This window comes from Paraburkholderia phytofirmans (assembly GCF_046028095.1).
Taxonomy (GTDB): domain Bacteria; phylum Pseudomonadota; class Gammaproteobacteria; order Burkholderiales; family Burkholderiaceae; genus Paraburkholderia; species Paraburkholderia phytofirmans_A.
Genome location: NZ_JAQQDJ010000006.1, coordinates 272636 through 293304 on the forward strand (window position 1 = coordinate 272636; position 20669 = coordinate 293304).

At 62.2% G+C, this 20669-nt stretch carries 22 protein-coding genes and 1 riboswitch; of the genes, 11 read left to right on the top strand and 11 right to left on the bottom strand.

The genetic code is table 11. The features are described from left to right. The first annotated feature begins 33 nt into the window (after positions 1-33). On the top strand, positions 34-1056 hold the full coding sequence (gene benC, locus PQR54_RS19500) for a benzoate 1,2-dioxygenase electron transfer component BenC (protein WP_408248498.1): 1023 nt from the start codon (positions 34-36) through the stop codon (positions 1054-1056). Next, the gene (benD, locus tag PQR54_RS19505; RefSeq protein WP_408248500.1) at positions 1053-1829 is read left to right on the top strand and encodes a benzoate diol dehydrogenase BenD; all 777 of its coding nucleotides are present in this window, start codon (positions 1053-1055) and stop codon (positions 1827-1829) included. Before benC ends, benD begins: the two co-directional genes overlap by 4 nt. 72 nt (positions 1830-1901) lie before the next feature. Here benD and PQR54_RS19510 read toward each other — a convergent pair whose 3' ends face one another. After that, positions 1902-3893, bottom strand: coding sequence for an acyl CoA:acetate/3-ketoacid CoA transferase (locus PQR54_RS19510; RefSeq protein ID WP_408248502.1), 1992 nt, complete (start codon positions 3891-3893; stop codon positions 1902-1904). A 463-nt stretch (positions 3894-4356) separates the two neighbouring features. On the opposite strand from PQR54_RS19510, the gene PQR54_RS19515 reads away from it, so the two are divergent. Beyond that, entirely contained in the window at positions 4357-4683 is a 327-nt protein-coding gene (locus PQR54_RS19515) for a hypothetical protein (protein ID WP_408248503.1), read from the top strand. Positions 4684-4888: 205 nt separating this feature from the next. Here the strand turns inward: PQR54_RS19515 and PQR54_RS19520 are convergent, their stop codons facing one another. Then, positions 4889-5173 carry a hypothetical protein gene (locus PQR54_RS19520; RefSeq protein WP_408248505.1) on the bottom strand — a complete coding sequence of 95 codons (285 nt, stop codon included), beginning with the start codon at positions 5171-5173 and terminating at the stop codon, positions 4889-4891. A gap of 916 nt (positions 5174-6089) precedes the next feature. Further along, complete coding sequence (locus PQR54_RS19525) at positions 6090-6482, bottom strand: hypothetical protein (protein WP_408248507.1); 393 nt, start codon at positions 6480-6482, stop codon at positions 6090-6092. Positions 6483-6700: 218 nt separating this feature from the next. Here PQR54_RS19525 and PQR54_RS19530 point away from each other — a divergent pair, with 218 nt between their 5' ends. Next, a complete protein-coding gene (locus tag PQR54_RS19530) occupies positions 6701-6982 on the top strand; it encodes a hypothetical protein (protein WP_408248509.1) in 282 nt (93 codons plus the stop codon). A 123-nt stretch (positions 6983-7105) separates the two neighbouring features. Next, positions 7106-7723 carry a lysozyme inhibitor LprI family protein gene (locus PQR54_RS19535; protein WP_408248511.1) on the top strand — a complete coding sequence of 206 codons (618 nt, stop codon included), beginning with the start codon at positions 7106-7108 and terminating at the stop codon, positions 7721-7723. Between the two features lie 185 nt (positions 7724-7908). On the opposite strand, the gene PQR54_RS19540 is transcribed toward PQR54_RS19535, so the two are convergent. Together PQR54_RS19540 and PQR54_RS19545 are read right to left on the bottom strand one after the other, a co-directional pair. Then, positions 7909-8796 (bottom strand): amidohydrolase family protein, encoded by an 888-nt coding sequence (locus PQR54_RS19540; RefSeq protein ID WP_408248513.1) that lies wholly within the window; start codon positions 8794-8796, stop codon positions 7909-7911. Positions 8797-8807: 11 nt separating this feature from the next. Next, the gene (locus PQR54_RS19545) at positions 8808-10061 is read right to left on the bottom strand and encodes an MFS transporter (protein WP_408248514.1); all 1254 of its coding nucleotides are present in this window, start codon (positions 10059-10061) and stop codon (positions 8808-8810) included. Between the two features lie 171 nt (positions 10062-10232). Between PQR54_RS19545 and PQR54_RS19550 the strand changes: the two genes are divergently transcribed. Further along, positions 10233-11135 (top strand): LysR family transcriptional regulator, encoded by a 903-nt coding sequence (locus tag PQR54_RS19550; RefSeq protein WP_408248516.1) that lies wholly within the window; start codon positions 10233-10235, stop codon positions 11133-11135. 176 nt (positions 11136-11311) lie between these two features. Next, positions 11312-12217: a LysR family transcriptional regulator gene (locus tag PQR54_RS19555; protein WP_408248518.1), complete on the top strand. Its 906-nt coding sequence runs from the start codon at positions 11312-11314 to the stop codon at positions 12215-12217. Between the two features lie 74 nt (positions 12218-12291). On the opposite strand, the gene PQR54_RS19560 is transcribed toward PQR54_RS19555, so the two are convergent. From PQR54_RS19560 to PQR54_RS19575, 4 genes are all read right to left on the bottom strand, one after another. Then, positions 12292-12813: a cytochrome b/b6 domain-containing protein gene (locus tag PQR54_RS19560; protein WP_408248520.1), complete on the bottom strand. Its 522-nt coding sequence runs from the start codon at positions 12811-12813 to the stop codon at positions 12292-12294. Positions 12814-12828: 15 nt separating this feature from the next. Continuing rightward, positions 12829-13092 (bottom strand): PepSY domain-containing protein, encoded by a 264-nt coding sequence (locus PQR54_RS19565; RefSeq protein ID WP_408248522.1) that lies wholly within the window; start codon positions 13090-13092, stop codon positions 12829-12831. 227 nt (positions 13093-13319) lie between these two features. Continuing rightward, positions 13320-13700 (bottom strand): fluoride efflux transporter CrcB, encoded by a 381-nt coding sequence (gene crcB, locus PQR54_RS19570; protein ID WP_168793426.1) that lies wholly within the window; start codon positions 13698-13700, stop codon positions 13320-13322. A gap of 78 nt (positions 13701-13778) precedes the next feature. Further along, a riboswitch (Fluoride riboswitch) is annotated at positions 13779-13840 on the bottom strand. 259 nt (positions 13841-14099) lie between these two features. Further along, complete coding sequence (locus PQR54_RS19575; RefSeq protein ID WP_408248524.1) at positions 14100-15287, bottom strand: ammonium transporter; 1188 nt, start codon at positions 15285-15287, stop codon at positions 14100-14102. 403 nt (positions 15288-15690) lie between these two features. Here PQR54_RS19575 and PQR54_RS19580 point away from each other — a divergent pair, with 403 nt between their 5' ends. Next, entirely contained in the window at positions 15691-17439 is a 1749-nt protein-coding gene (locus PQR54_RS19580; protein WP_408248526.1) for a sensor histidine kinase, read from the top strand. 3 nt (positions 17440-17442) lie between these two features. Here the strand turns inward: PQR54_RS19580 and PQR54_RS19585 are convergent, their stop codons facing one another. Together PQR54_RS19585 and PQR54_RS19590 are read right to left on the bottom strand one after the other, a co-directional pair. Next, on the bottom strand, positions 17443-17766 hold the full coding sequence (locus tag PQR54_RS19585) for a hypothetical protein (RefSeq protein ID WP_408248527.1): 324 nt from the start codon (positions 17764-17766) through the stop codon (positions 17443-17445). 141 nt (positions 17767-17907) lie between these two features. After that, the gene (locus PQR54_RS19590) at positions 17908-18489 is read right to left on the bottom strand and encodes a DJ-1/PfpI family protein (RefSeq protein ID WP_132374971.1); all 582 of its coding nucleotides are present in this window, start codon (positions 18487-18489) and stop codon (positions 17908-17910) included. Positions 18490-18780: 291 nt separating this feature from the next. Between PQR54_RS19590 and PQR54_RS19595 the strand changes: the two genes are divergently transcribed. From PQR54_RS19595 to PQR54_RS19605, 3 genes are all read left to right on the top strand, one after another. Further along, a complete protein-coding gene (locus PQR54_RS19595) occupies positions 18781-19254 on the top strand; it encodes a BCAL1086 family glycoprotein (protein WP_408248529.1) in 474 nt (157 codons plus the stop codon). A gap of 87 nt (positions 19255-19341) precedes the next feature. Further along, on the top strand, positions 19342-19797 hold the full coding sequence (locus PQR54_RS19600) for an Rrf2 family transcriptional regulator (RefSeq protein ID WP_408248531.1): 456 nt from the start codon (positions 19342-19344) through the stop codon (positions 19795-19797). A gap of 147 nt (positions 19798-19944) precedes the next feature. Beyond that, on the top strand, positions 19945-20592 hold the full coding sequence (locus tag PQR54_RS19605; RefSeq protein ID WP_408248533.1) for an NAD(P)-dependent oxidoreductase: 648 nt from the start codon (positions 19945-19947) through the stop codon (positions 20590-20592). Positions 20593-20669: the final 77 nt, after the last annotated feature.

Genomic DNA, 20669 nt, shown 5'->3' on the forward strand with positions numbered 1-20669 from the left:
AACACCGCGGAATAGAGAAGTACAGGAGACAACATGTCCAGCTACAACATTGCACTGAATTTTGAAGACGGCGTGACCCGCTTCGTCACATGCAAGGCGGGCGAGAAGGTGCTCGACGCCGCCTTTCGCGCCAAAATCAATCTGCCGATGGATTGCTCGGATGGCGTGTGCGGCACTTGCAAGTGCCGCGCCGAGAGCGGAAGCTACGACCTGGGCGACGATTACATCGAAGATGCGCTGAGCGAGGATGAGAAGAAAGGCGGTCTCGTGCTCACCTGCCAGATGGTGCCGGAAAGCGATTGTGTGATTGCGGTGCCGGCATCGTCCACTGCATGCAAGACCGAGCAAAGCAAGTTCGCCGCGACCGTGACGAAGGTCGAAGCGCACAACGATGCGGCCATCGTGCTCGAGCTGGATGTGGAAGCGGCCGCGCCGGTATTTCTGCCAGGCCAGTATGTCAACATCGACGTTCCCGGCAGCGGTCAGCACCGTTCGTATTCTTTTTCGTCGGCACCGGGCAAATCGAAAATCAGTTTTCTGATCAAGAAAATTTCTGGCGGCGTGATGAGCACCTGGCTCGAATCCGCGCAGGCAGGCAACAAGGTCGAACTGACCGGACCGCTCGGCAGCTTCTATCTGCGCGCGGTCGAGCGGCCGTTGTTGTTCCTCGCCGGCGGCACGGGATTGGCGCCGTTCCTGTCGATGCTTGAAGTGCTGGCTCGCACGAATTCGCAGCAGAAAGTCCATCTGATTTACGGCGTCACGCGAGACCTCGACCTCGTGCAGGTCGATGCAATCGAAACCTACGTGGCGAAGCTGCCGAATTTCACATACAGCACGGTCGTGGCCGATACGGAGTCGACTCATCCTCGCAAGGGTTGGGTGACGCAGCACATGCCGGCGGAGGCCGTCAACGATGGCGACGTGGACGTGTACCTGTGCGGCCCGCCGCCGATGGTCGATGCGGTGCGCAAGCATTTCGACGACAACGGCGTGATGCCCAACAGCTTCCACTACGAGAAGTTCACTCCCAACGCAGCTCCGAGGACCGCATGAGCACGCAACGATTCGGCGGCAAGGTCATGGTGGTCACGGGCGCCGCGCAGGGCATCGGTCGCGCGGTAGCGCTTCGCGCGGCCGCCGAAGGCGGCAAGGTGCTGTTCGTCGACCGCGCCGACTTCGTGTCGGAAGTCGCCGCCGAAGCGCACGGCGCGGACACGGCAGGGTTTGTTGCCGACCTCGAAACATACGAAGGCGCCGCGTCGGCGATGGCCTTCGCCGCGCGCACCTTCGGCGGCATCGACATTCTGGTCAATGGCGTGGGTGGTGCGATTCGCATGCGTCCCTTCGCCGAGTTCGAGCCTGCGCAGATCGATGCGGAAATCCGCCGCTCCCTCATGCCGACGCTGTACGCCTGTCATGCGGTCTTGCCGTATCTGCTCGAGCGTGGAGGCGGGACGATCGTAAACGTATCCTCGAATGCCACGCGCGGGATCCGCCGCGTTCCGTATTCGGCGGCGAAGGGCGGTGTGAACGCGATCACGCAGTCGCTGGCGATGGAATACGCGGAGCACAACATCCGCGTGGTCGCCACCGCGCCGGGTGGGACCGATGCGCCGCCGCGACGTGTCCCGCGTAACGCGGTCGGCGATAGCGAGCAGGAAAAAATCTGGATGGGCGAAGCGGTGAAGCAGGTCACCGAATCGACCTTCCTGAAGCGCTACGGCAGCATTGACGAGCAGGCCGCGCCGATTCTGTTCCTCGCTTCGGACGAGGCAGGTTATATCACCGGCACGGTGTTGCCGGTGGCAGGCGGCGACACGGGTTGATTAGTCACGTTCCTCGGCCAACTGGCTCACGCAGCCAGCAAATGGACCTCGCGTTGTTCGCGGGTGCATCGTCTAACGTGCCTCGTGCGACGATGCCTCCTCTGGGCTCTCGTAAATGTACGTAGCGACACTGCGCCGCTGCAGCGCGTCCCCTAGTTTCATGCGTAGGAAGCTGCTTGTCGTGTAACGCGTGACGTCCGAATAATATCGGGCGACGAGGCCATTCACCATTTCAGAATACGCATCGATGACTTCGGGCGCGATCGAGAAATTGTCGTAGTTGACGATTGCGTGGGGCCGCACCTTGAGGCCGGATAGGACCCGCTCGACCTCGGCTCTGACTGCTTCAACGTCGTCGACAGTCATGACCTTGTGGCCTTCGAAATTGATGAACAACATGTTTTTGTCGGCGTCGTAGCTGAACCGCTCACTGAGCGTCAGCCTCAACAGCATGGCTCGCAAACCCATCGGCTTATTGTCGAAAATGCGGGCGTCCATCAGCCGCGGCGGCGATTTGATGACGGGCGCGAAGCCCATTTGCGAAAGGATGTCTCGCTGGAGATCGACCCCCGGTGCGATCTCGATGAGTTCGAGTCCGTCGGGCGTGAGGGTAAAGACGCATCGCTCGGTAATGTAGAGCACGGGCTGCTGCCGTTCATTGGCGTAACGACCGCCGAAGGTTCGATGTTCCACGGCGTCGACGAACTTTTGGCAGACGCCATCCTGAAGAATGTGCAGACGCCCGTCCTTGATATTGACGTCCAGCTTGCCGGCGTTGAAGGTTCCGACAAACACTACTTTCTTCGCCGCCTGCGAGATGTTGATGAAGCCACCCGCGCCCGCGAGCTTTGGCCCGAACTTGCTCACGTTGAGATTGCCTTCCCGGTCGACTTGCGCGAGCCCGAGAAATGCAATGTCGAGGCCGCCGCCGTCGTAAAAGTCGAATTGGTAGGGCTGGTCGATGATGGCGTCGGTATTGGTTGCCGCGCCAAAATTCAAACCCCCGGCTGGGATACCCCCGATAACGCCCGGCTCGGTTGTCATCGTGAAAAGGTCGCACACCTTCTCTTCGTTCGCGACGCTGGCAATCCCTTCCGGCATGCCGATTCCAAGATTGACGACGCTATTGGCCATCAGCTCGAACGAAGCGCGCCGTGCGATGACTTTGCGCTCTGTCAGCGCCATGCCTGGAATCGAACTTGTCGCAATGCGAAGCTCGCTCGCAAAACCGGGGCTGTACGCCTCAGCGAAGGTTTGCCAGTGGTTTTCCTGTTTCGCGACCACCACGCAGTCGACCAGAATCCCGGGTATTTTGACTTGCCGCGGATTCAGGGTCCCCGATTCGGCAATGCGCTCGACCTGAACGATCACGATGCCGCCGGAGTTGCGCGCGGCCATGGCGATGGCAAGGGACTCGAGAGTCAGCGCTTCCTTTTCCATCGTCACATTGCCGTTTGCATCGGCAGTGGTGCCCCGCACGATGGCGACGTCGATTGGAAATGTCTTGTACAGGAGGCAGTCGGCGCCGTTGACCGATATCAGGCTAACCAGGTCCTCCGTTGTGCGGGCGTTGAGCTTGCCGCCGCCGTTGCGCGGGTCGACGAAGGTATCGAGTCCGACCGTGGACAAATGACCGGGCCGATGCGCCGCAATATCGCGAAACAGCTGGGAGATGACGCCTTGAGGCAGGTTATACGCTTCGATGTGGCCTTCGACGGCGAGGCGTTGAAGCCCCGGAACGAGCCCCCAATGACCACCGATAACCCGTCGAACCAGACCCTCGTGGGCAAAGTGATTCAGGCCCTTGCGCGCGCCGTCGCCCTGACCGCCCGCGTAGACCAGCGTCAGATTGCGAGGGGCGTCGCTATCGTCAGCGGCCGAGTCGAGGAACAGTTGTTCCAGTGCGACAGCGATTTCTTCCGCGAAGCCAATGCCGACAAAGCCGCCCGTCGCCACCGTGTTACCCGGACGAATCAGTCTGACGGCCTGCTGGGCGCTGACGATTTTGCCTCGCCCGACGCTGTTTGCGGTGGCGAGAAACGGGTGTTGAAAGCCTGCGCTCATTGATGTCTCCAAACCGCACCGTGGAGCCGGGCTCCGGCGCTATGTAGTTGTTCGGACCTGCTGCAGCTCGACTACGGTTTCCGTGCGTTGGCTGGTGTATTGGCATTCGTCGTCAGCGGGGAGCCGGCTTTACGAATGAAGTTGCGGCTCACTCGTAAGAGTACACGTGTCGCGCTGTCGCTTTTCGAACATTGATGGAGTGGGTTGAGGGATGTGCGAGGACATTGGGTTGCATTTGCGCGGCGCGCTGCTCAGCACTGAACGGGTGCCTCGCTGTTCACTTGCGTGCAGCCGGCAAACGCAATTGCTCCGAAACAGGCGGACCACAAATGCAAAAACGGGCAAAAGATCGATTATCGAGCGTTTGCTCTGATAGGCATGCAACTTGCGTATTAATGCGCAGTGTCGTCAAAAATCCTGGTCTTCGTCGCTGACTCGGCGGGTTGATGCAAACGTCCCGGCTATGTTCGTTTTCTTCGGGAGAGCCGGTTCGCGAGCATCCACTTTTAGCAGCCAGAAATTGCAGGAGGGCTTTATGCTTCGGTCCACGCCAGTCATCGCCAGCAAAACCGTCGGCGGCGAAAAGATTCACGCTGAGTTTCTCAGCGATACGGGACGGCTGCGAATCATCGGCGGCGTGACAGTGCGAGCGGAATGGTTTCCGCCGCATTCCTGGTTCGCCATTGCATCCGTTGCGGGATACAGCCGATGGGGTACGCGGCCGGACGAAACAGACTTGCTGCGGCTCATCGAAAACTTCATGCGCTTACCAGGGCAGTTGGCGATATGAACAGAGCCGTGCGCGCAACCGGCGATTACGTCTTCCGGCTGGCGCCAAGTAACGTTCTTCTGGCCCGGCAGCGCCGTGAATTGTCGGTCTGCGACGCCGACCACGGGCAGCGGTATCCCCGCCCGAGGTAGCGAGTCATTGCGAACAGGTTGCCGGGCGCGCAGACAATGAACCTTCTCGCGCCGGCAAACTTTCTTTCAGGCATTCATTGCACGGTTTTATTCGGCGCAGTGTCGTAGTCGGGAGTCATGCCGGGCATATCCCTATGCGCCGTGTCCGCGTTCCTGCTCATGTCGCCGGGAACCCGGTTCCAGGGGCTCGAGACGGGCTCGCTGTGGTACGTCATGCCTGCGGTCGCGGCACCGTGAGCACCGCCGCCGCCAGATCCACCGTTGCCATTGCCGCCAGCCTGCGCGAGCGTCGCGGCGCACGCGCAGAGTGACACGACAGCGACACGCGCGAACAGAAGTTTCGTCGCCAACTTTTCCATGGTATTTCTCCTTTGATGCAGGCGCGTGCGTCAGCCACGCCGAGGTCTCGTATGCCGCAAAAGCTGACTGGTTGCGCAGCGGCGAATCGCAAGCAGCTACTCCAGCGCAAGCAGGGCGGATGTTGGCTGCGTCCCGATGCGAGGCATGCAGGTGAGTCGTGGCCCGGCGCGGAAAATGACAGCGTTACGCCGAATTCGAACGCATGATGCCGATTGCCTGTCCTGTTACTTCGGCATCGGCAGACAGCGCGACAGGGCGACAGCGACGAACACAGTCCTGTATTTCATGGCGTATTCCTCAAGAGTTGCCACGCGCGATTGCGTGGTTCTGACTGCATATACGAGGAATACTCGCGACTGGATTCGAAAAGGGATGCGCGCTGTTCACATCGTGTCGCGGCGCGCCGATTCTTCTGGACGGTTACCGCGCCGCGCTACACCCGCAACGCTCGCGCGAGCCGTGTCGAATCGTTGGCGGAACAACGCGATGTAATGTCACATTCGGTTGCTATACAGGATGGGCAATCCGCGAAGGAGGTTGATTTGGACGTTCGAAAGTCAGCGGTACACGTCGAGAGCATAACGAAGCATCCGTTTGAGAACTGCTTCGTCGACCTTGGTGGGCACTCCGCAGAACGGGCCCTCACTGTGCTTACAGCAGCGGTGCATGCTGCTCAACGTGAAATGAATGCCTTTGACTGGATTACTCACGCACTTCCCGGTGCGACGCTCAAACCGGCCCTGGCATTCGGCACGGTTGGCGAACTGTACCGGTCATACACGAGACCCGCTGAGCTGGGGCGCTTGAAAGGCATACTGCGCTCCTGACAGCTGACCGGGATCGACGTCGCGATAGCTCGCACGGAAACGAGCAGTGCATGGCTGCGGCGTTCTCGCCTGTTTCGTGGCCGGCGGTTCAATATGCGCTTGCGACACGCTTCACATAAGCGTCGACTTGCATGTCGATTAACGGTGTTACGGTCACCGCGACGGCAACGTCATCCGACTCGGGCAGCAGTCCGACAAATGCTGCGACGCCAGTGCCGCAGAGCACCGCAATAGAGATAGCCGCGGCGGCGACAAGTGAAGACGCACGCAGCGGAATGGAATTAACGAAACCCTGCAAAACGCACATGATGGCAATCTCCGTTGAGGCAGCCATAGTTGCAACGATCGTGCCGACTGAGAGCCAGTTTGCGGGCTGCCTTTCGAGCCGGGCTGCGCGCCTTGTCGACGCCGGTTCGAGCGGGCGAAAGCCGGACCCGATGTTGGGTTCAGACGAACGTTTCAGCTTATCTGCTGCCGCCATAACCAACACTTGCGCGAAGCGCGGGGCTGGGCCAGGTCCCCAATCGTCAGTCCAGAGGTGACGGTATAGGCGGCTCTTACGCCTCTAGAGGGACCACAAACGTGTGCGACGCAACAGTGCCGTGCGCGCCTCGTCAAGCCACCGCTGTCGGCAGCGTTGGAAAGTCTTGCGCTAAACTCTTCGAACAATCGACCACGGCGACTCATGGGGCAAGTGTCATGGACCGTACTGAATTCCTCCAGGCCACGCGACAGCTGGTTGCGGCCGCCGAGATTCTGGCCAAAGCTGGTCCTAAGGATTCGCGATTGGATGCGTCGCAAATGCTCGAATTCTTTCGCCGATACGACTGTCTCGGTCCCGGGCTGAATGCCGTCGCGACGTCTGACGACGATCTGTTCGCGCGCACAGGCCAGGCGGCGCTGACAATGGCGGGACGCAATGAGTTTGCAGCGTCACACGCTCTTCTTGAACAGGCGAGGTCTCTTTTAACCGCGACATGAAAACGGCGGCTGCGAGGCAGAGGCGATAATCAGGCATAGGGAAATCTCGCTCACGAGCGACCGCACTTTCAGCAACGCAACGACATTCACGGAGGGCCGGTGCATCTAAAGCGATTTTGGCCAGTGCTGCTGTCAATGGCGGCTTTTGGTCCAACCGGAGCATGGGCAAGCGATATTCAATGTGCATCCACGCGACAACCGGCCGAACGCGTCATATGCGACCACGCCATCCTGAACAATGAATACGACGATATTTCCGCGCAACAACAGGCTCTGTTAAGCAGCGGCAAGCTTTCGCCCGCACAGGTCGCTCAGTGGAAGCAATCGCGGAACGCCTGCACCGACGTTCACTGCATCGATATGGTATTCGCAAAATGGAAGGCGCTGGCCAGGTCTGCCGAAGCGACTACTAGCGCCGCACAGGCTCCGGCGATGGCTTCATCCACTGACATGGCTCCTGTCGGTCCGATTTCGAACGCCGTTCCCTCCGTCGTATCTCAGGCCTCGCCGACGTCGGAGGCCTCTCTCGTGCGCCAGGGGAGTGCCGCTGGCGTAGCGCTTCCGATGCCGGTTGAAACGCAGAGCTCCGCACCTGCTGTCGCTTCCGCCGCTTCCGGTCCGGATGACAGGCGCGGCACGACGGGCATGAGCGCCGGTCTGATAGTGGCCTTGCTGGTCGCGCTGGGATTCGGTGTGCTTTTCAGGCGTCGAGCGAAGGGTGGAAGACCGAAGGACCGCTAAAGAGCACAACACGCAAGCTCCAGGCAGCTTCAACCGTAGGCAGGCAGCGCGTCAGCTCATTTTTTTGGCGTTGCTACTAGCATCGATTGGTCGCCGGACAATTCACAATACTCTGCAAACAGCGACTGTACCTTTGGATTCAGCCCTGCGCCCGACGTCGAATTGGCCACCGCCCGATCAAGCGCTTATTCGAATCGATAAAGCGTGCGCGCCGAGTTCGTCAAAATAGACTCGCGCTGCGCTGCGTCCGGGACCCATTGATCGAGCGCCAACCGGGTAGCGGCGTAATCGACGAACTGCTGATGCTGCGTATGCGGCCAATCGCTGCCCCAGACCAATCGCGCGGGTGTGTAAGCGTCGAGAAGGCGGCTCGCGAGCGCGGTGCCCAATGCTGCACCGTCATCGTTCACCGCGCTCCGGTAAGCCGCCGACAGCTTCACCCAAACGCGTCCGGTACCAGCAAGCGACAACAGGTACTTGAAGCCCGGATCGTCGGCGGCGCTGCGCGGATCGGGCCGGCCGAAGTGATCCACGACAACCGTGCAGCCCTGCTCGAGCAGCGGCCCGACAACGGCATGCAAATCCACGGCTTGACGGTGAACTTCGACATGCCAGCCGAGCGCGTTGATACGCGCGAACAGCCGTTGCCAGTCGGGTGCGGTCAGCTGAGGAAGCTTCAGGCCGATGAGATTCAATCGGATACCCACCACGCCCATGCTATTCAACCGCGCAAGCTCGCTATCGGTGACGGCGCAATCCACCACCGCCACCCCGCGAAAACGTCGCGGATAGCGCTTCGCCACATCGAGGAAAAAGGAGTTGTTGGTACCGAGAAAGCTGGGCTGCACGAGCACGGCGTGCGAGACGCCGTTCGCCAGCAAGTGACCGGCGTAGGCATCCACGGTTGCGTCGTAATCGGGCGCGTGCCGGCGCTGCTGTGCAAGCGGCAAGCCGCGCACGAAGACATGGGCGTGCGCATCGATCGCAGTGATCCGCCCATCCGTGGCGTGATACCACTGGTCCGCCACTGTAGTGTCTTGCGTCCGCATCGTTTGAATCTGTTCGTCGATCATGGGTTTTTCCGTTAGGCGCGGCTCGCGGCGTTGGCCGTTACCGTCGCGATCCGGCGGTTCTTCGTTTCCGGCAGCATGAGCGCGGCCACGACCACGAGTCCGTAGGCAATGCCGGCGTCGATGCCGAGCGCCGAGCCGAGCGGCATCGAGTTGCCCATGTGTCCGACCAGCACCGGAAAACCTGCCGAGACGATCCGTCCGAAGTTGTAGCAAAAGCCCACGCCGGTGCCGCGAATACCCTGCGGATAAAGTTCGTTGAACAGGGCGCCGAGCGTGGCGGGGATGCCGGCTGCAAACAAGCCCAGCGGAAAGCTGAGGAACAGCATGGCGGTGTCGCCCATCGGCAGGAAGACGTAGAGATTGACCGTCGCGATGCAGCACACGGCGAACAGAATCACATTGAGCCGGCGGCCGATCCGGTCCTGAAGCCACGCACTCACGAAGCAGCCGCAGATGAACGCCGTGATGATGACGGCCAGATACCCGCCGGTGCCGAGCACCGACAGATGCCGCTCGGTCTTGAGGTAAGTCGGCAGCCACGTCGTTATCGCGTGATAGCCGCCGTGCGCCCCGACTCCGATCAGCGCGCCCACGATCGTCGTGCGGATCACCGACCGGTCGAAGATATTGCGCGCGGCGGGGAGCGCCTGTCTCGGCGATGCGGCCGGCGCGGCGGCTCGCGGCGGTTCGACCACGTTGCGGCGCAGATAAAGCACGAGCCCGGCAGGAATCACGCCGATGCCGAACAGCAGGCGCCACGCCCAATCCGGCGACACGAACGAGAAGACCAGCGTGTACAGCAGCACGGCGCCCGCCCAGCCAAAACCCCACGCGCTCTGCACAATGCCCATCGCCTTGCCGCGATGCTCCGCGCGCATGGTCTCGCTCAACAGCACGGCGCCCGCGGTCCATTCGCCGCCGAAGCCCACGCCTTGCAATGCCTTGAGAACCAGCAACTGCTCGAAGTTCTGCGCGAAGGCGCTGAAAAAGGTGAAGAGTGAGAACCACACCACCGTGATCTGCAAGGCGCGCACGCGGCCGTACCGATCCGACAGCATGCCCGCAAGCAGTCCGCCCAACGCGCCGGCGACTAGCGTCGCGCCTCCGATCAAGCCGGCCTGACCTTTGCCGATGCCCCACGTGACGAGCAAAGTCGGGATCACGAGGCTGAACAACTGCGTGTCCACGCCGTCGAGCGCCCAACCGGCAAAGCAGCTCCACAGGGTGCGTTTTTCCAGCGGCGATATTTCGCGGTACCAGTTCATCTTTGTCTCCTGTCGACCGGAGTCGGCGCTTTGGCGCCTTCCTCGGTCTCATGCAAGGCTGATATTTGTTCGTGCCGATTGGCCGCTTGCGGCATCGCACGTGAAGGCATTCTAGTGACCGGGTGGATAAAGATATATGATGCAAATGATCATTTTTCATATCGTTTTAATATGGACACGCGCAATCTCAAGTACTTCCTCTGCGTCGCCGATGCAGGCAGCGTCACGCGCGCCGCAGATCGGCTGAACATCGCGCAACCCGCGCTGAGTCAGGCGCTCACGCGCATGGAAAAGGAACTGGGCGTCAAGCTGTTCAACCGCACGCGCCGTGGTGCGGACCTGACCGCCGCCGGGCTGGCGATCGTCGAAGACGTGCGGATGAGCGTCGCGAGAATCGACGCCGCCTCGCACCGCGCGCGAGAGATCGGCGCGCAACGGGCAGGGCGTCTGACGGTGGGTTTCGCTTCGGCGGCGTTGTTCGAGGTGCTGCCGCGCGCGATTGCGGCGTTGCGTGCATCGGTGCCGGATGTCGAGTTGGTGTTGCGCGAGATGAGTAACGCCGAGCAGGCAAGCGCGCTCGAAAAAGGGGAGATCGATATCGGCTTGTTGCATACGCCGGTGGCGGTCGCGGGCAAGATGCGGGAGAAGTTGATCGCGCGGGAGCAACTGATCGCAGTGTTGCCGGCGACTTTTCCGCTGGAGGCCGGCGCGAGAGTGTCGTTACGCGAGCTCGCGCAGCACGGCCTCGTATGGTTCCCGCAGGGCCAGTTACCCAACATTCGCGCGGGCATCCTGAGCGCGTTCCGGCAGGCGGATTGCGCGGTGGAGATCGTGCAGGACGCAAACCGGTCATTGACCGTGCTCGCATGCGTCGCCGCGGGGTGCGGTGTTTCGCTGCTGCCGCGTTCGGTGCGGGCACTGCAATTTAGCGGAGTCAAGCTGTGCGAGATCGTCGACGGCGCAGCGCTGCCGCTTTTCGAACTCAGCGCGATCTGGCCCGCGCGTGCAAGGCAGACACTCGCGGACCGTTTCGCGGAATTGATCGAGCCTTACCCGGCAAGCTCACTGGCGTAGACGGAGGGTCAATGAGATTCGCGGGATCAGACTGCGTCGCGGCGCTTTCGGTCGTTCGACAGCGGTGTTCTGATCGTCGACAATCGATTCTCGAATATCCGTGCATACCGGCTGTGGAGACCTCCCGGTACACGTAACGAACTACGAAATGCAAAGAAGGACGTGACAGCAAAACAATGGACAAGATTTCCGCAATGAAGGCGTATGTGAAGGTGGTCGAATCGACTAACTTCACGAGAGCCGCTGAAGTCCTGCATACGTCGACGGTCTATGTCACCCGTATGGTTCAGGCGCTCGAGTCGGACCTGGGCGTGAAGCTTCTTATCCGGACAACACGTCGCAGCAAGCCGACCGATGCAGGCATTCGCTACTACGAACGTTGCGTCGCGCTTCTGCGGGATCTGGAAGAGATGGACGCCGACGCTCAGGCATCCAAAGGAAGCAATAGCGGAATAGTCCGTGTCAGCATGCCCTCGTTAGTCGCGAAGTCGGTCGTTATCCCGGAACTACCTAGTTTCTTCGCCAGCAATCCAGACATTCAACTGGACATCAGCATTGCCGATCATCATCCCGATCTGATCGAGGAGGGGCTGGACTGCGCGGTGCGCGTGGGACCGGTAAGCGAACTCGGCGTGGTCGCCAAGACAGTGGGCAACTACAAAACGTTGACCTACGCGTCGCCCGACTACATCCGGGCGCATGGCGAGCCGTTATCCCTGGATGACCTCGGCAATCATATCGGCGTGAATTACGCCCTGAAGTCAGGCCGTGTCAGAAGTTGGGATTTTCTCGAGGGAAACGAGGTCCGTTCCGTTGCGCTGAAAAGTTCGATCCTGGTGAACGACGCGGATACGTATGTGGCATGTGGGCTTGCGGGCCTCGGACTGATACAGGGCGGCACCTTTGTGCTCGACCCGCATGTGCGATCCGGTCGACTGAAAAAGGTGCTGAGAGACTATCCGTCGAATCCTCGCCCTGTGTCCGTCGTGTATATGCCTAATCGGACCAAGCCGAGGCGCGTCGACATTTTTATCGACTGGTTGATCGGTCTGTATTCGAATCAGCTTGCCGACCAGCTTTAGTTTGCGTCGGATATCTTTTCCCGCTTGTCTGCTTGCTCCGGCGTCTCGATGGTAAAGACCATTGCTGGCAACGGTCAGCGCTTGTCGGCGGGATCGCGTTTGTAGCCGGTGAGCATCGCACGGATCAGGTTGTCGCGTGTCCAGATGCTCATGACGACAGACGCGAGGACATGGACGCACACACAGACTTGCAGCGCGATTGACAGATACGTGTGAAGGTCATGCGGCCAGTCTTCGCCCCAGAAGGCGTCGAGGCGCATCAGCCAGCCGCTTGCTGCGAGTGCCAGAATCAGCAGCCAGAGGGCGATGGCCATCAGCCCGCCGAGCGGATTGTGCGACAGATGATGCTGCGGCTTGCCGGCGGCCAGCGAGCGCACGTAGGTTTTCAGATGCGCCGGCGTCGGCCACCAGGCGGAGAATCGCGCGTACCGCGTGTCGATAAACCCCCACGCGATGCGACAGGCAACCAGACCCGCAGCGATATATCCCAGTAGCCGGTGCGCCTGATCAGTGGGCCCAAACAGATTCCACACGACGATGCCCGCGACGGTCCAGTGCGTGAACCGCACGCCCATGTCCCAGGTCTTGACGGGCATCGCGCGCGCGAGGCGTTAGTCGATCTCGGACTTCACGACGGCAAGCGTCTTGGTGTCGTAGTAGATCTCGACCTTTTTGCCCTCTTTGTTGTGGCCGTAGATTTCGTAGCAGTTGCCGTCGACCTTGAACTTCTTGATCTTGTAGCCCTCTGCTTCGAGTTGGGCGCGGGCATCCGATTCCTTCATCCACTCGCTCTTCGGATGGGCCGGGCAATCGGCTTTGGCGAAGGCCGAGCCGGAGGCACCCAATGCGACACATAACGCCAGGAACTTGAACATCCGCCACCTCATGTGCTGGTTTGTCGAGCGCACACTCTACGTCGAGCCTGATCGGACTGCAAGCTGATTGTAGGCTTCAAATTGACGCCGGCTGGCGCGGGTCAAGAAAGCGCTGCAGCGTGGTGCTACGCCGGCAGGGACATGCTAAAGCTTCACGAAGCGAAACGAGGCGGAGGCGAAACGAGGCGGAGGCGCGCACGCCTCGAGCGCTTCAGCTCGCCGCGACTTCAGCGCGACAGCAGCGACACCGTCGCAATGCCGAGAATGGTCATCAGAAGCGAGGCGGCCACGTGAATCACGATTTCGCCCGCCGCCCAGCCAAGCCGGCCGTCCTGCAGGCGCTGCACCACTTCCGCTGAGAAAGTCGAGAAGGTCGACAGGCCGCCCATCAAGCCGGTAATGACGAAGAGCCGCCATTCGGGCGCGATCTGCGGCGCCCGCGCGAAGCCGGCGACCGCGACGCCGATGACGTAGCCGGCAATGACATTGGCGGCGAAGGTGCCGAGCGGCATGCCGCTGAAGACGCCGTTCAGGCGAATGCCCAGAAACCAGCGGAATAACGAACCGAGCGCGCCGCCGATGCCGACAGCGAGAATGGACCAATACATGGGAGGAGGCCTGGCAAAACCGGAGTGTCGACAAACCGGCCAGAGCGAGGAGCGCGATGCCGCCCCTGCGTTCAGCCGGACGAAGCAGGCATCATCAGCCACGAGGGCGGTTAAGGGAGAATGCCATCTCCAGCGCGCAAGTCTAACATCGGCGCGTGCATGTGGGGACAGGTCGGGGCGGTCACCAGCGGGTTGCTGGCGCGCGCTGTCCGATGGCGGGACGCATATTCATCCGGCGCTGGCGAGATTCACGCGATGGATCTTCGCGCGCCGCCGGCGCGACTCATTCACGCGACGAGAGTGCCAACGACGCTCCGGCCCGGACCCAACCTGGGCGGCGCGCCGCCGGCGCGACCCCTGCACGCACCTAAACCGCCAGCCCGCGCTCCCGCTCGAAGCTCACTCCGAGGTCGCCGAAATCTTATGGATCGACAGATCGGCGCCGTTGTATTCGTCTTCCTGATCGAGCCTCAGGCCCACTGTCAGCCGGATCGCGCCGTACACGAGCGTGCCGCCGAGCGTGGCGACCGCGATTCCGCCCAGCGTGCCCACCAGTTGCGCGCCGAACGACACGCCGCCCAGACCGCCGAGCGCGCGCAAGCCGAAGATGCCTGCCGCGATGCCGCCCCACGCGCCGCACAAACCGTGCAGCGGCCACACGCCCAGCACGTCGTCGATGCGCCAGCGGTTCTGCACGCAGGTGAACATATAAACGAACAGCACCCCGGCGATGCCGCCCGTCACCAGCGCGCCGAGCGGATGCATCACATCGGAGCCCGCGCACACTGCCACCAGTCCGGCGAGCGGCCCGTTGTACGTGAAGCCGGGGTCGTTGCGGCCCGCGAGCCACGCGGTCAGCGTGCCGCCGACCATCGCCATCAGCGAATTGACGGCAACGAGACCGCTGATCTTGTCGATGGTCTGCGCGCTCATCACGTTAAAGCCGAACCAGCCGACCGCCAGCACCCAGGCGCCGAGCGCGAGGAACGGAATATTCGAAGGCGGATGCGCGGCGATACCGCCGTCGCGGTGATAGCGGCCGTGTCGGGCGCCTAGCAGCAGCACGGCCGGCAACGCGACCCAGCCGCCGAACGCGTGCACGACGACCGAGCCGGCGAAGTCGTGGAACGGCACGCCGAACACGTGGGCGAGCCAGTCCTGGATGCCGAACCGGTTGTTCCACGCAATCCCTTCGAAGAACGGATAGATGAAGCCGACCAGCACGAACGTCGCGAAGAGTTGCGGGTTGAACTTCGAGCGTTCGGCGATGCCGCCCGACACGATCGCGGGAATCGCGGCGGCGAACGTCAGCAGGAAGAAGAAGCGCACCAGCGCATAGCCGTTGTGCGCTGCCAGCGACTCGGCGCTGCCGAAGAACTGCACGCCGTACGCGATGGTGTAGCCGATAAAGAAATACGCGATCGTCGAGACCGAGAAATCCACCAGAATTTTCACTAGCGCATTGACCTGATTCTTTTTGCGCACCGTCCCGAGTTCGAGGAACGCGAATCCCGCGTGCATGGCGAGCACCATCGCGGCACCGAGCAGAAGGAAGAGGGTGTCGGTGCCGGTTTTCAGACTTTCCATCGATGTGTCCTGCGTATGCCAAAAAAGCGGGCAGTGAATGCAAGAAGCGGGCCAAACTTGTGCGCAAACCGCGCCGGCAAGGTGCAAATCGGCACCGGGATGGGATCGAGCGTGCATTTTGGGCAACGCTTGAGCCGTTGCCTCTGCACCTGAATTCTGACAAAACGCACAATTAATGTGCACATGTTTTCTGCGGCGAACACTGCGACCCAAAGCGGGGCAAAATATTCGATTTGCATTACGTTTAAATTCAGAAGCCTGACGTCTTGCGTGCGCCTGGCGCGCACGCTGGCGGCACATGCCTGGTCAATGGCGTGCACTCTTTGTTTTCCCGCACAATCGCCGACATAATGTGCCGTCCCCGAGCATGATCTGCAGGGCCACCGACCTCCAATGCGCACGCATGAGACTGACCACTAAAGGCCTGTTGCTGATCGCGATTCCGGCCCTCTTCGAAATGGCGCTATTGTCCGGACTGGTCAAGGCGCAAGCGGATGCGACACAGGCGGAACGCTGGGCCATCCATAGCCAGGACGTGCTGCGCCAGACCACCGCGATTCTCGATCCGGTGCTGGGCGAGTCGGTCGCGCTGCGCGGCGCGGTGCTTGCCAACGACGCCCGTTTTTCCACGCCGGTGTCGGTGTGGATGGACGTCGACCGGCGCATCGATCAACTGGCCGAACTGGTCGCCGACAACCCGGCGCAAGTCGAGCGCGTGGTTCAGGTCCGCCAGTCGGTGCAGGCTTACCGGCAATGGTCGGATCGCATCCAGGACATGCTGCATTCGGGCCGGCGGCGCGACGTGCTCGCGCGCTTCCGCGAGCTCGCGCCGTCCGATGTGCTCGACCGTTTTCGTCAGCAAGTCGCGGCGTTCCAGGCGGAAGAGCGGCGTCTCGACACACTGCGTTCGAATGCCGCCGACGCCGCGCGCGAGCGGCAGCAAACCCTGGTGGTCGCGGCCGTGTTCGGCTCCTTGCTGTTCGTCGCGCTGGCCGTCTGGTTGTTCACGCGCGGCGTGCGCGGCCGGCTCGCGGTTCTCGCCGACAACGCCGGGCGCCTCGCGGGCAATGAACCGCTGGCGCCGATCGGCCCCGGCCGCGACGAGATTGCGCGCCTCGATCTGACCTTGCACGAGACCAGCCGGCGCCTGCTCGAAGCCGAGCGTATCCAGGCGCGCTTCCGGGCCGATCTTGCGCGCCGCACCGGCGAACTGGCGCGGATCAACGAGAACTTGCGTCAGCAGACCCAGGAAAACGAAATGTTCATCTATAGCGTGTCGCACGATCTGCGTGCGCCGCTAGTGAACCTGCAAGGCTTCTCGAAGGAGCTGATTCGCTCGTGCGACGAACTGCGCGCCGCCGTGCGCGAGTCGTCGCTCGCGGCCGAGACGCGGCAGCGCATCGAGCGGGTGGTCGACGAGGACATCGGCGAAGCATTGCACTATCTGCAGACGGCGGTGCTGCGCGCTTCGCACATCATCGACGCGCTGTTGCGCCTCTCGCGGGTCGGCCGGGTGGAGTACCGGCAGCAGAAGGTCGAGGTGCGCGATATCGTGCCGCGCGTCATCGACGCGATGCAAGGCTCGATCCGCGCGCGCCGCGCTGTGGTCAGCGTGGACGAATTACCCGCTGTGTGGGGCGACCCCACCGCGCTGGAACAGGTGTTCGCGAACCTGATCGGCAACGCGGTGAACTATCTGGACCCGTCGCGGGAAGGCCGGATCGAGATCGGCACGACGCCGGCGCCGCCGGGCGTGCACTCGCTGCGGATCTTTTACGTGCGGGACAACGGCCTGGGAATTCCGGCGGTCGCCTTGCCGCGGCTATTCAGCGCGTTTCAGCGCCTGCACGGCAATGTGGCGGCGGGCGAGGGTATCGGCCTCGCGCTCGTGCGCCGCGTGGTGGAGCGGCACGGCGGACGTGTGTGGGCGGAGTCGAAAGAAGGCGCGGGCACGACGTTCTATCTGTCGCTGCCTGAAGCCGAGGCGCGGATTGCGCAGCAGGCTGTCGGCACGTTAGCGCCACTGGTGGTGACAAGTGTTCAAGCCGTTCGCGATGCCCGCCCGGGCCTGGAAGATCGCGATCGAAGGAGTGGAAGTGATGGCGCCGCCGCGCATGCGGCGGACGCGCGGCCCGGCATCAGTACGCCGTAGCCGTCACGCGGTAAAGAGGCGGCGTGGCTTGAGCAGTCTGCTGCCGCGAATCGACCAGTAGCAGCCGCAGGCTATCAGGATCGCGACGCCCGTCAGGGCTTCCAGCGGCGCCGGGCGCAGACCGAGCAGCCCGTCCAGCGCAAAGAGGCCGCGCGCGGCGATCAGCAGCGCAGCCCATACCGAACACGCGGCCTGAACCAGCATGCGCGTGCCCGCCAGACGGCGCGCGCGGTTTTCGCACGACCAGTTGGCCGGCGTGCGTCCGCAGAAAAAGGCAATTGCCATCAACACGACGGCGAGAATGACGATCCAGTCGGTCAGTTCCATTGAAAAAACTCTCCCAAGTCAGCCGGCGACTATAGGAAAGCCTTCCACTACGAACTATCGGACTAGTCTCAATTCAGGTTAGTTTGGCGAGCGCGCGTGGCCGCAAGGACAACGCGCTCGCCGATGGGTCAGGCAGACAGATCAGAGTTCGATGCGCGTGCCGAGCAGCACGAGGAATTGACGCAGCCACTCCGGATGCGCGGGCCACGCCGGCGCGGTGACGAAATTGGCGTCGGTGATCGCGGCGTCGACGGGAATGTCGGCGTATTCACCGCCCGCGAGCTTTACTTCGGGCGCGCAGGCCGGGTAGGCGGAAATGCGTTTGCCGCGGATCACGTCGGCGGCGGCCAGCAGTTGCGCGGCGTGGCAAATGGCCGCGATCGGCTTGCCGGCTTCGGCGAATTGCCGCACGAGCTCGATCACCTTGTGATTGAGCCGCAGATACTCCGGCGCGCGGCCGCCGGCGATCGCGAGCGCGTCGTATTGGCGCGGGTCGGCGTCGTCGAAGGTGGCGTTGAGCGTGAATTGATGGCCGGGTTTTTCGGTGTAAGTCTGATCGCCTTCGAAATCGTGAATCGCGGTCTTGATCCGGTCGCCCGCCTTCTTGTTCGGGCAGACCGCGTCGACCACATGGCCGACTGCCTGCAGCGCCTGAAACGGCACCATCGTTTCGTAATCCTCGGCGAAGTCACCGGTCAGGAACAGAATCTTCTTTGCCGCCATCGTATGCCTCCAATTGATCAACGGAACACAGCGAATGCTCTTTGACGCTCACGTCATCGACGTTCATAAGCTCAGGCAGTCTACTCCACTACGTTTGACAGAACCGCGACGGATCATGCAATGGACACGATCGGATGCGTGCGCCTCGTCTCCGTTGAACTCGGTGCCGGCGTGCCGCAGTTGAGAGCGAACGGGCTTCCAGATGCCCGTTAAGACGCGCGCGCAGCGCAACGGCGTATCATTGGCGCGTTTTCGCATGCGGAAGCCGCTCGACGCGGCTCATACACAATCATGATTTCATCCATCCGTTCATCCTTGCTGCGCCGTGCCGTGTTTGTTGCCGTCGTGTTCGGCGGCCTCGCCGCCTGTCAGAAGAACGACGCGTCCGCCGGGCAGGTTGCCGGCAAGCTCAACGACGCAGCCCAGGTCGCCGGTCAGAAGCTCGATCAGGCGGCCAGCTATGTCGGCCAACAAGTCGATGCGACCAAGTCCGCCGCGCAGCAGAACCTCGAATCGGCTTCGGCGCCCACCATCAATATCGACCCCAACGCGTTGGCTTCGACCGCGCAAGCGAATCTGCAGAGCGCGGCGAGCGCCACCAATGCGCAGCTTGGCAAGGCCGCGTCGCTGACCGGGCAGGGGCTCGAATCGGCGGGGCGCAAGCTCCAGGAATGGTCGGTGCAAAGCTCGGCGTCGTCGACGAATGCTGCGGCTTCGTCGTCATCGGGCGAGTCGGGCGATGCGCAAAAGCAGATGGACAAGTGACATGCCGGCTGGATCGCCACCTCGTTTGACAGTCGGATTAAATGTAATTACTATGGTTACACATTGTCGTCGCCGGGCGGGTTTGTTGTGAACACGAGTAGCCGGTTTGCATTCGCGGTGCACGTGCTCGCGCTGCTGTCGTTGCAGGAGGGCGCGCCGTTATCGTCGGACATGATCGCAGGCAGCGTGAATACGAATCCCGCGCTGATCCGGCGGCTTCTGAGCATGCTGGCGGAAGCGGGTCTCACCACCTCGCAGCTCGGCGCGGGCGGCGGCGCGCTGCTGGCGCGGGCGCCGGAGGAGATCACGCTGCTCGAGGTGTATCGTGCGGTAGACGACGCGCAACTGTTCGCGTTGCATCGCGAGGAGCCGAATCCTGCGTGCATGGTCGGGCGCAACATCCAGGGCGTGCTGCGCGGCATCATCGACGAAGCGCAGCAGGCCATGGAAGCCGCGCTTGGCGCGCGTACGCTAGCCGATGCCACAGCCGACGTGGTGCGTGCGGAGAAGCAGCGCGAACGCAAGAAACGCTCGCACGGATGACGTAGCAAGAAAAGCAGTACGGAAGGGCGCGTGGCGGTCAATCGCAGCATGCGCCTCTCTCAACGAACGGGGGCTCAAGCCCCTCTTTTTTCCTCGGTATATGTAATCGATGTAGTTACATATTGGCCAATGACAGGAGCAGTGAAAATGAGCAAACAGTTGAAGATCGCGTTGTTCGGCGCCACCGGCATGATTGGTTCGCGTATCGCCGCCGAAGCCGCCCGCCGCGGGCATCAGGTGACGGCGCTGGCGCGCAATCCGGCGCGCGTTCCGACCGATGTGGCGAACCTGAAAGCGGCGCAAGCCGATCTGCTCGATGCCGCGAGCGTCGGCGCCGCGGTGCGCGGTCACGACGTGGTGGCGAGCGCCTATGCCCCGCCGCAAGACGATCTCGCGGCGCTCGACAAAGCGACTCGCGCGCTGATCGAAGGCGTGCGAGCGGCGGGGCTGAAGCGCCTCGTCGTGGTGGGCGGCGCGGGTTCGCTCGAAGTGGCGCCGGGCAAGCAACTGGTCGATTCGGAAGGCTTTCCTGACGCGTACAAGCCGATCGCGCTCGCGCATCGCAAGATACTCGACGACTACCGTGCCGCGACCGACCTCGACTGGACCTTCTTCGCGCCGGCCGCGATCATTGCGCCGGGCGAGCGCACCGGCAAGTTCCGCACGGGCGCGAACACGCTGCTGGCCGACGCCGAGGGCAATAGCCGCATTTCCGCGGAAGATTACGCCATTGCTTTCGTCGATGAACTGGAGCAGGGCCGGTTCATCCGTCAAATCGCAACGGTCGCTTATTGAGCCTGAAACGAGGCCGAGTGGGCCGTGCGCGGGAGCTGCCAACGCGTTGTGACAACTCACGCGCGGTCTTCACAACG

Coding starts and splice junctions, on each gene's coding strand:
- PQR54_RS19605 (WP_408248533.1), top strand. CDS start 19,945: ATGAGCAAACAGTTGAAGATCGCGTTGTTCGGCGCCACCGGCATGATT.
- PQR54_RS19510 (WP_408248502.1), bottom strand. CDS start 3,893: ATGAGCGCAGGCTTTCAACACCCGTTTCTCGCCACCGCAAACAGCGTC.
- PQR54_RS19590 (WP_132374971.1), bottom strand. CDS start 18,489: ATGGCGGCAAAGAAGATTCTGTTCCTGACCGGTGACTTCGCCGAGGAT.
- PQR54_RS19555 (WP_408248518.1), top strand. CDS start 11,312: ATGGACAAGATTTCCGCAATGAAGGCGTATGTGAAGGTGGTCGAATCG.
- PQR54_RS19585 (WP_408248527.1), bottom strand. CDS start 17,766: ATGGAACTGACCGACTGGATCGTCATTCTCGCCGTCGTGTTGATGGCA.
- PQR54_RS19530 (WP_408248509.1), top strand. CDS start 6,701: ATGGACCGTACTGAATTCCTCCAGGCCACGCGACAGCTGGTTGCGGCC.
- PQR54_RS19550 (WP_408248516.1), top strand. CDS start 10,233: ATGGACACGCGCAATCTCAAGTACTTCCTCTGCGTCGCCGATGCAGGC.
- PQR54_RS19520 (WP_408248505.1), bottom strand. CDS start 5,173: ATGGAAAAGTTGGCGACGAAACTTCTGTTCGCGCGTGTCGCTGTCGTG.
- PQR54_RS19595 (WP_408248529.1), top strand. CDS start 18,781: ATGATTTCATCCATCCGTTCATCCTTGCTGCGCCGTGCCGTGTTTGTT.
- PQR54_RS19565 (WP_408248522.1), bottom strand. CDS start 13,092: ATGTTCAAGTTCCTGGCGTTATGTGTCGCATTGGGTGCCTCCGGCTCG.
- PQR54_RS19545 (WP_408248514.1), bottom strand. CDS start 10,061: ATGAACTGGTACCGCGAAATATCGCCGCTGGAAAAACGCACCCTGTGG.
- crcB (WP_168793426.1), bottom strand. CDS start 13,700: ATGTATTGGTCCATTCTCGCTGTCGGCATCGGCGGCGCGCTCGGTTCG.
- PQR54_RS19580 (WP_408248526.1), top strand. CDS start 15,691: ATGAGACTGACCACTAAAGGCCTGTTGCTGATCGCGATTCCGGCCCTC.
- PQR54_RS19540 (WP_408248513.1), bottom strand. CDS start 8,796: ATGATCGACGAACAGATTCAAACGATGCGGACGCAAGACACTACAGTG.
- PQR54_RS19515 (WP_408248503.1), top strand. CDS start 4,357: ATGTTCGTTTTCTTCGGGAGAGCCGGTTCGCGAGCATCCACTTTTAGC.
- benD (WP_408248500.1), top strand. CDS start 1,053: ATGAGCACGCAACGATTCGGCGGCAAGGTCATGGTGGTCACGGGCGCC.
- PQR54_RS19575 (WP_408248524.1), bottom strand. CDS start 15,287: ATGGAAAGTCTGAAAACCGGCACCGACACCCTCTTCCTTCTGCTCGGT.
- PQR54_RS19525 (WP_408248507.1), bottom strand. CDS start 6,482: ATGGCGGCAGCAGATAAGCTGAAACGTTCGTCTGAACCCAACATCGGG.
- PQR54_RS19560 (WP_408248520.1), bottom strand. CDS start 12,813: ATGCCCGTCAAGACCTGGGACATGGGCGTGCGGTTCACGCACTGGACC.
- benC (WP_408248498.1), top strand. CDS start 34: ATGTCCAGCTACAACATTGCACTGAATTTTGAAGACGGCGTGACCCGC.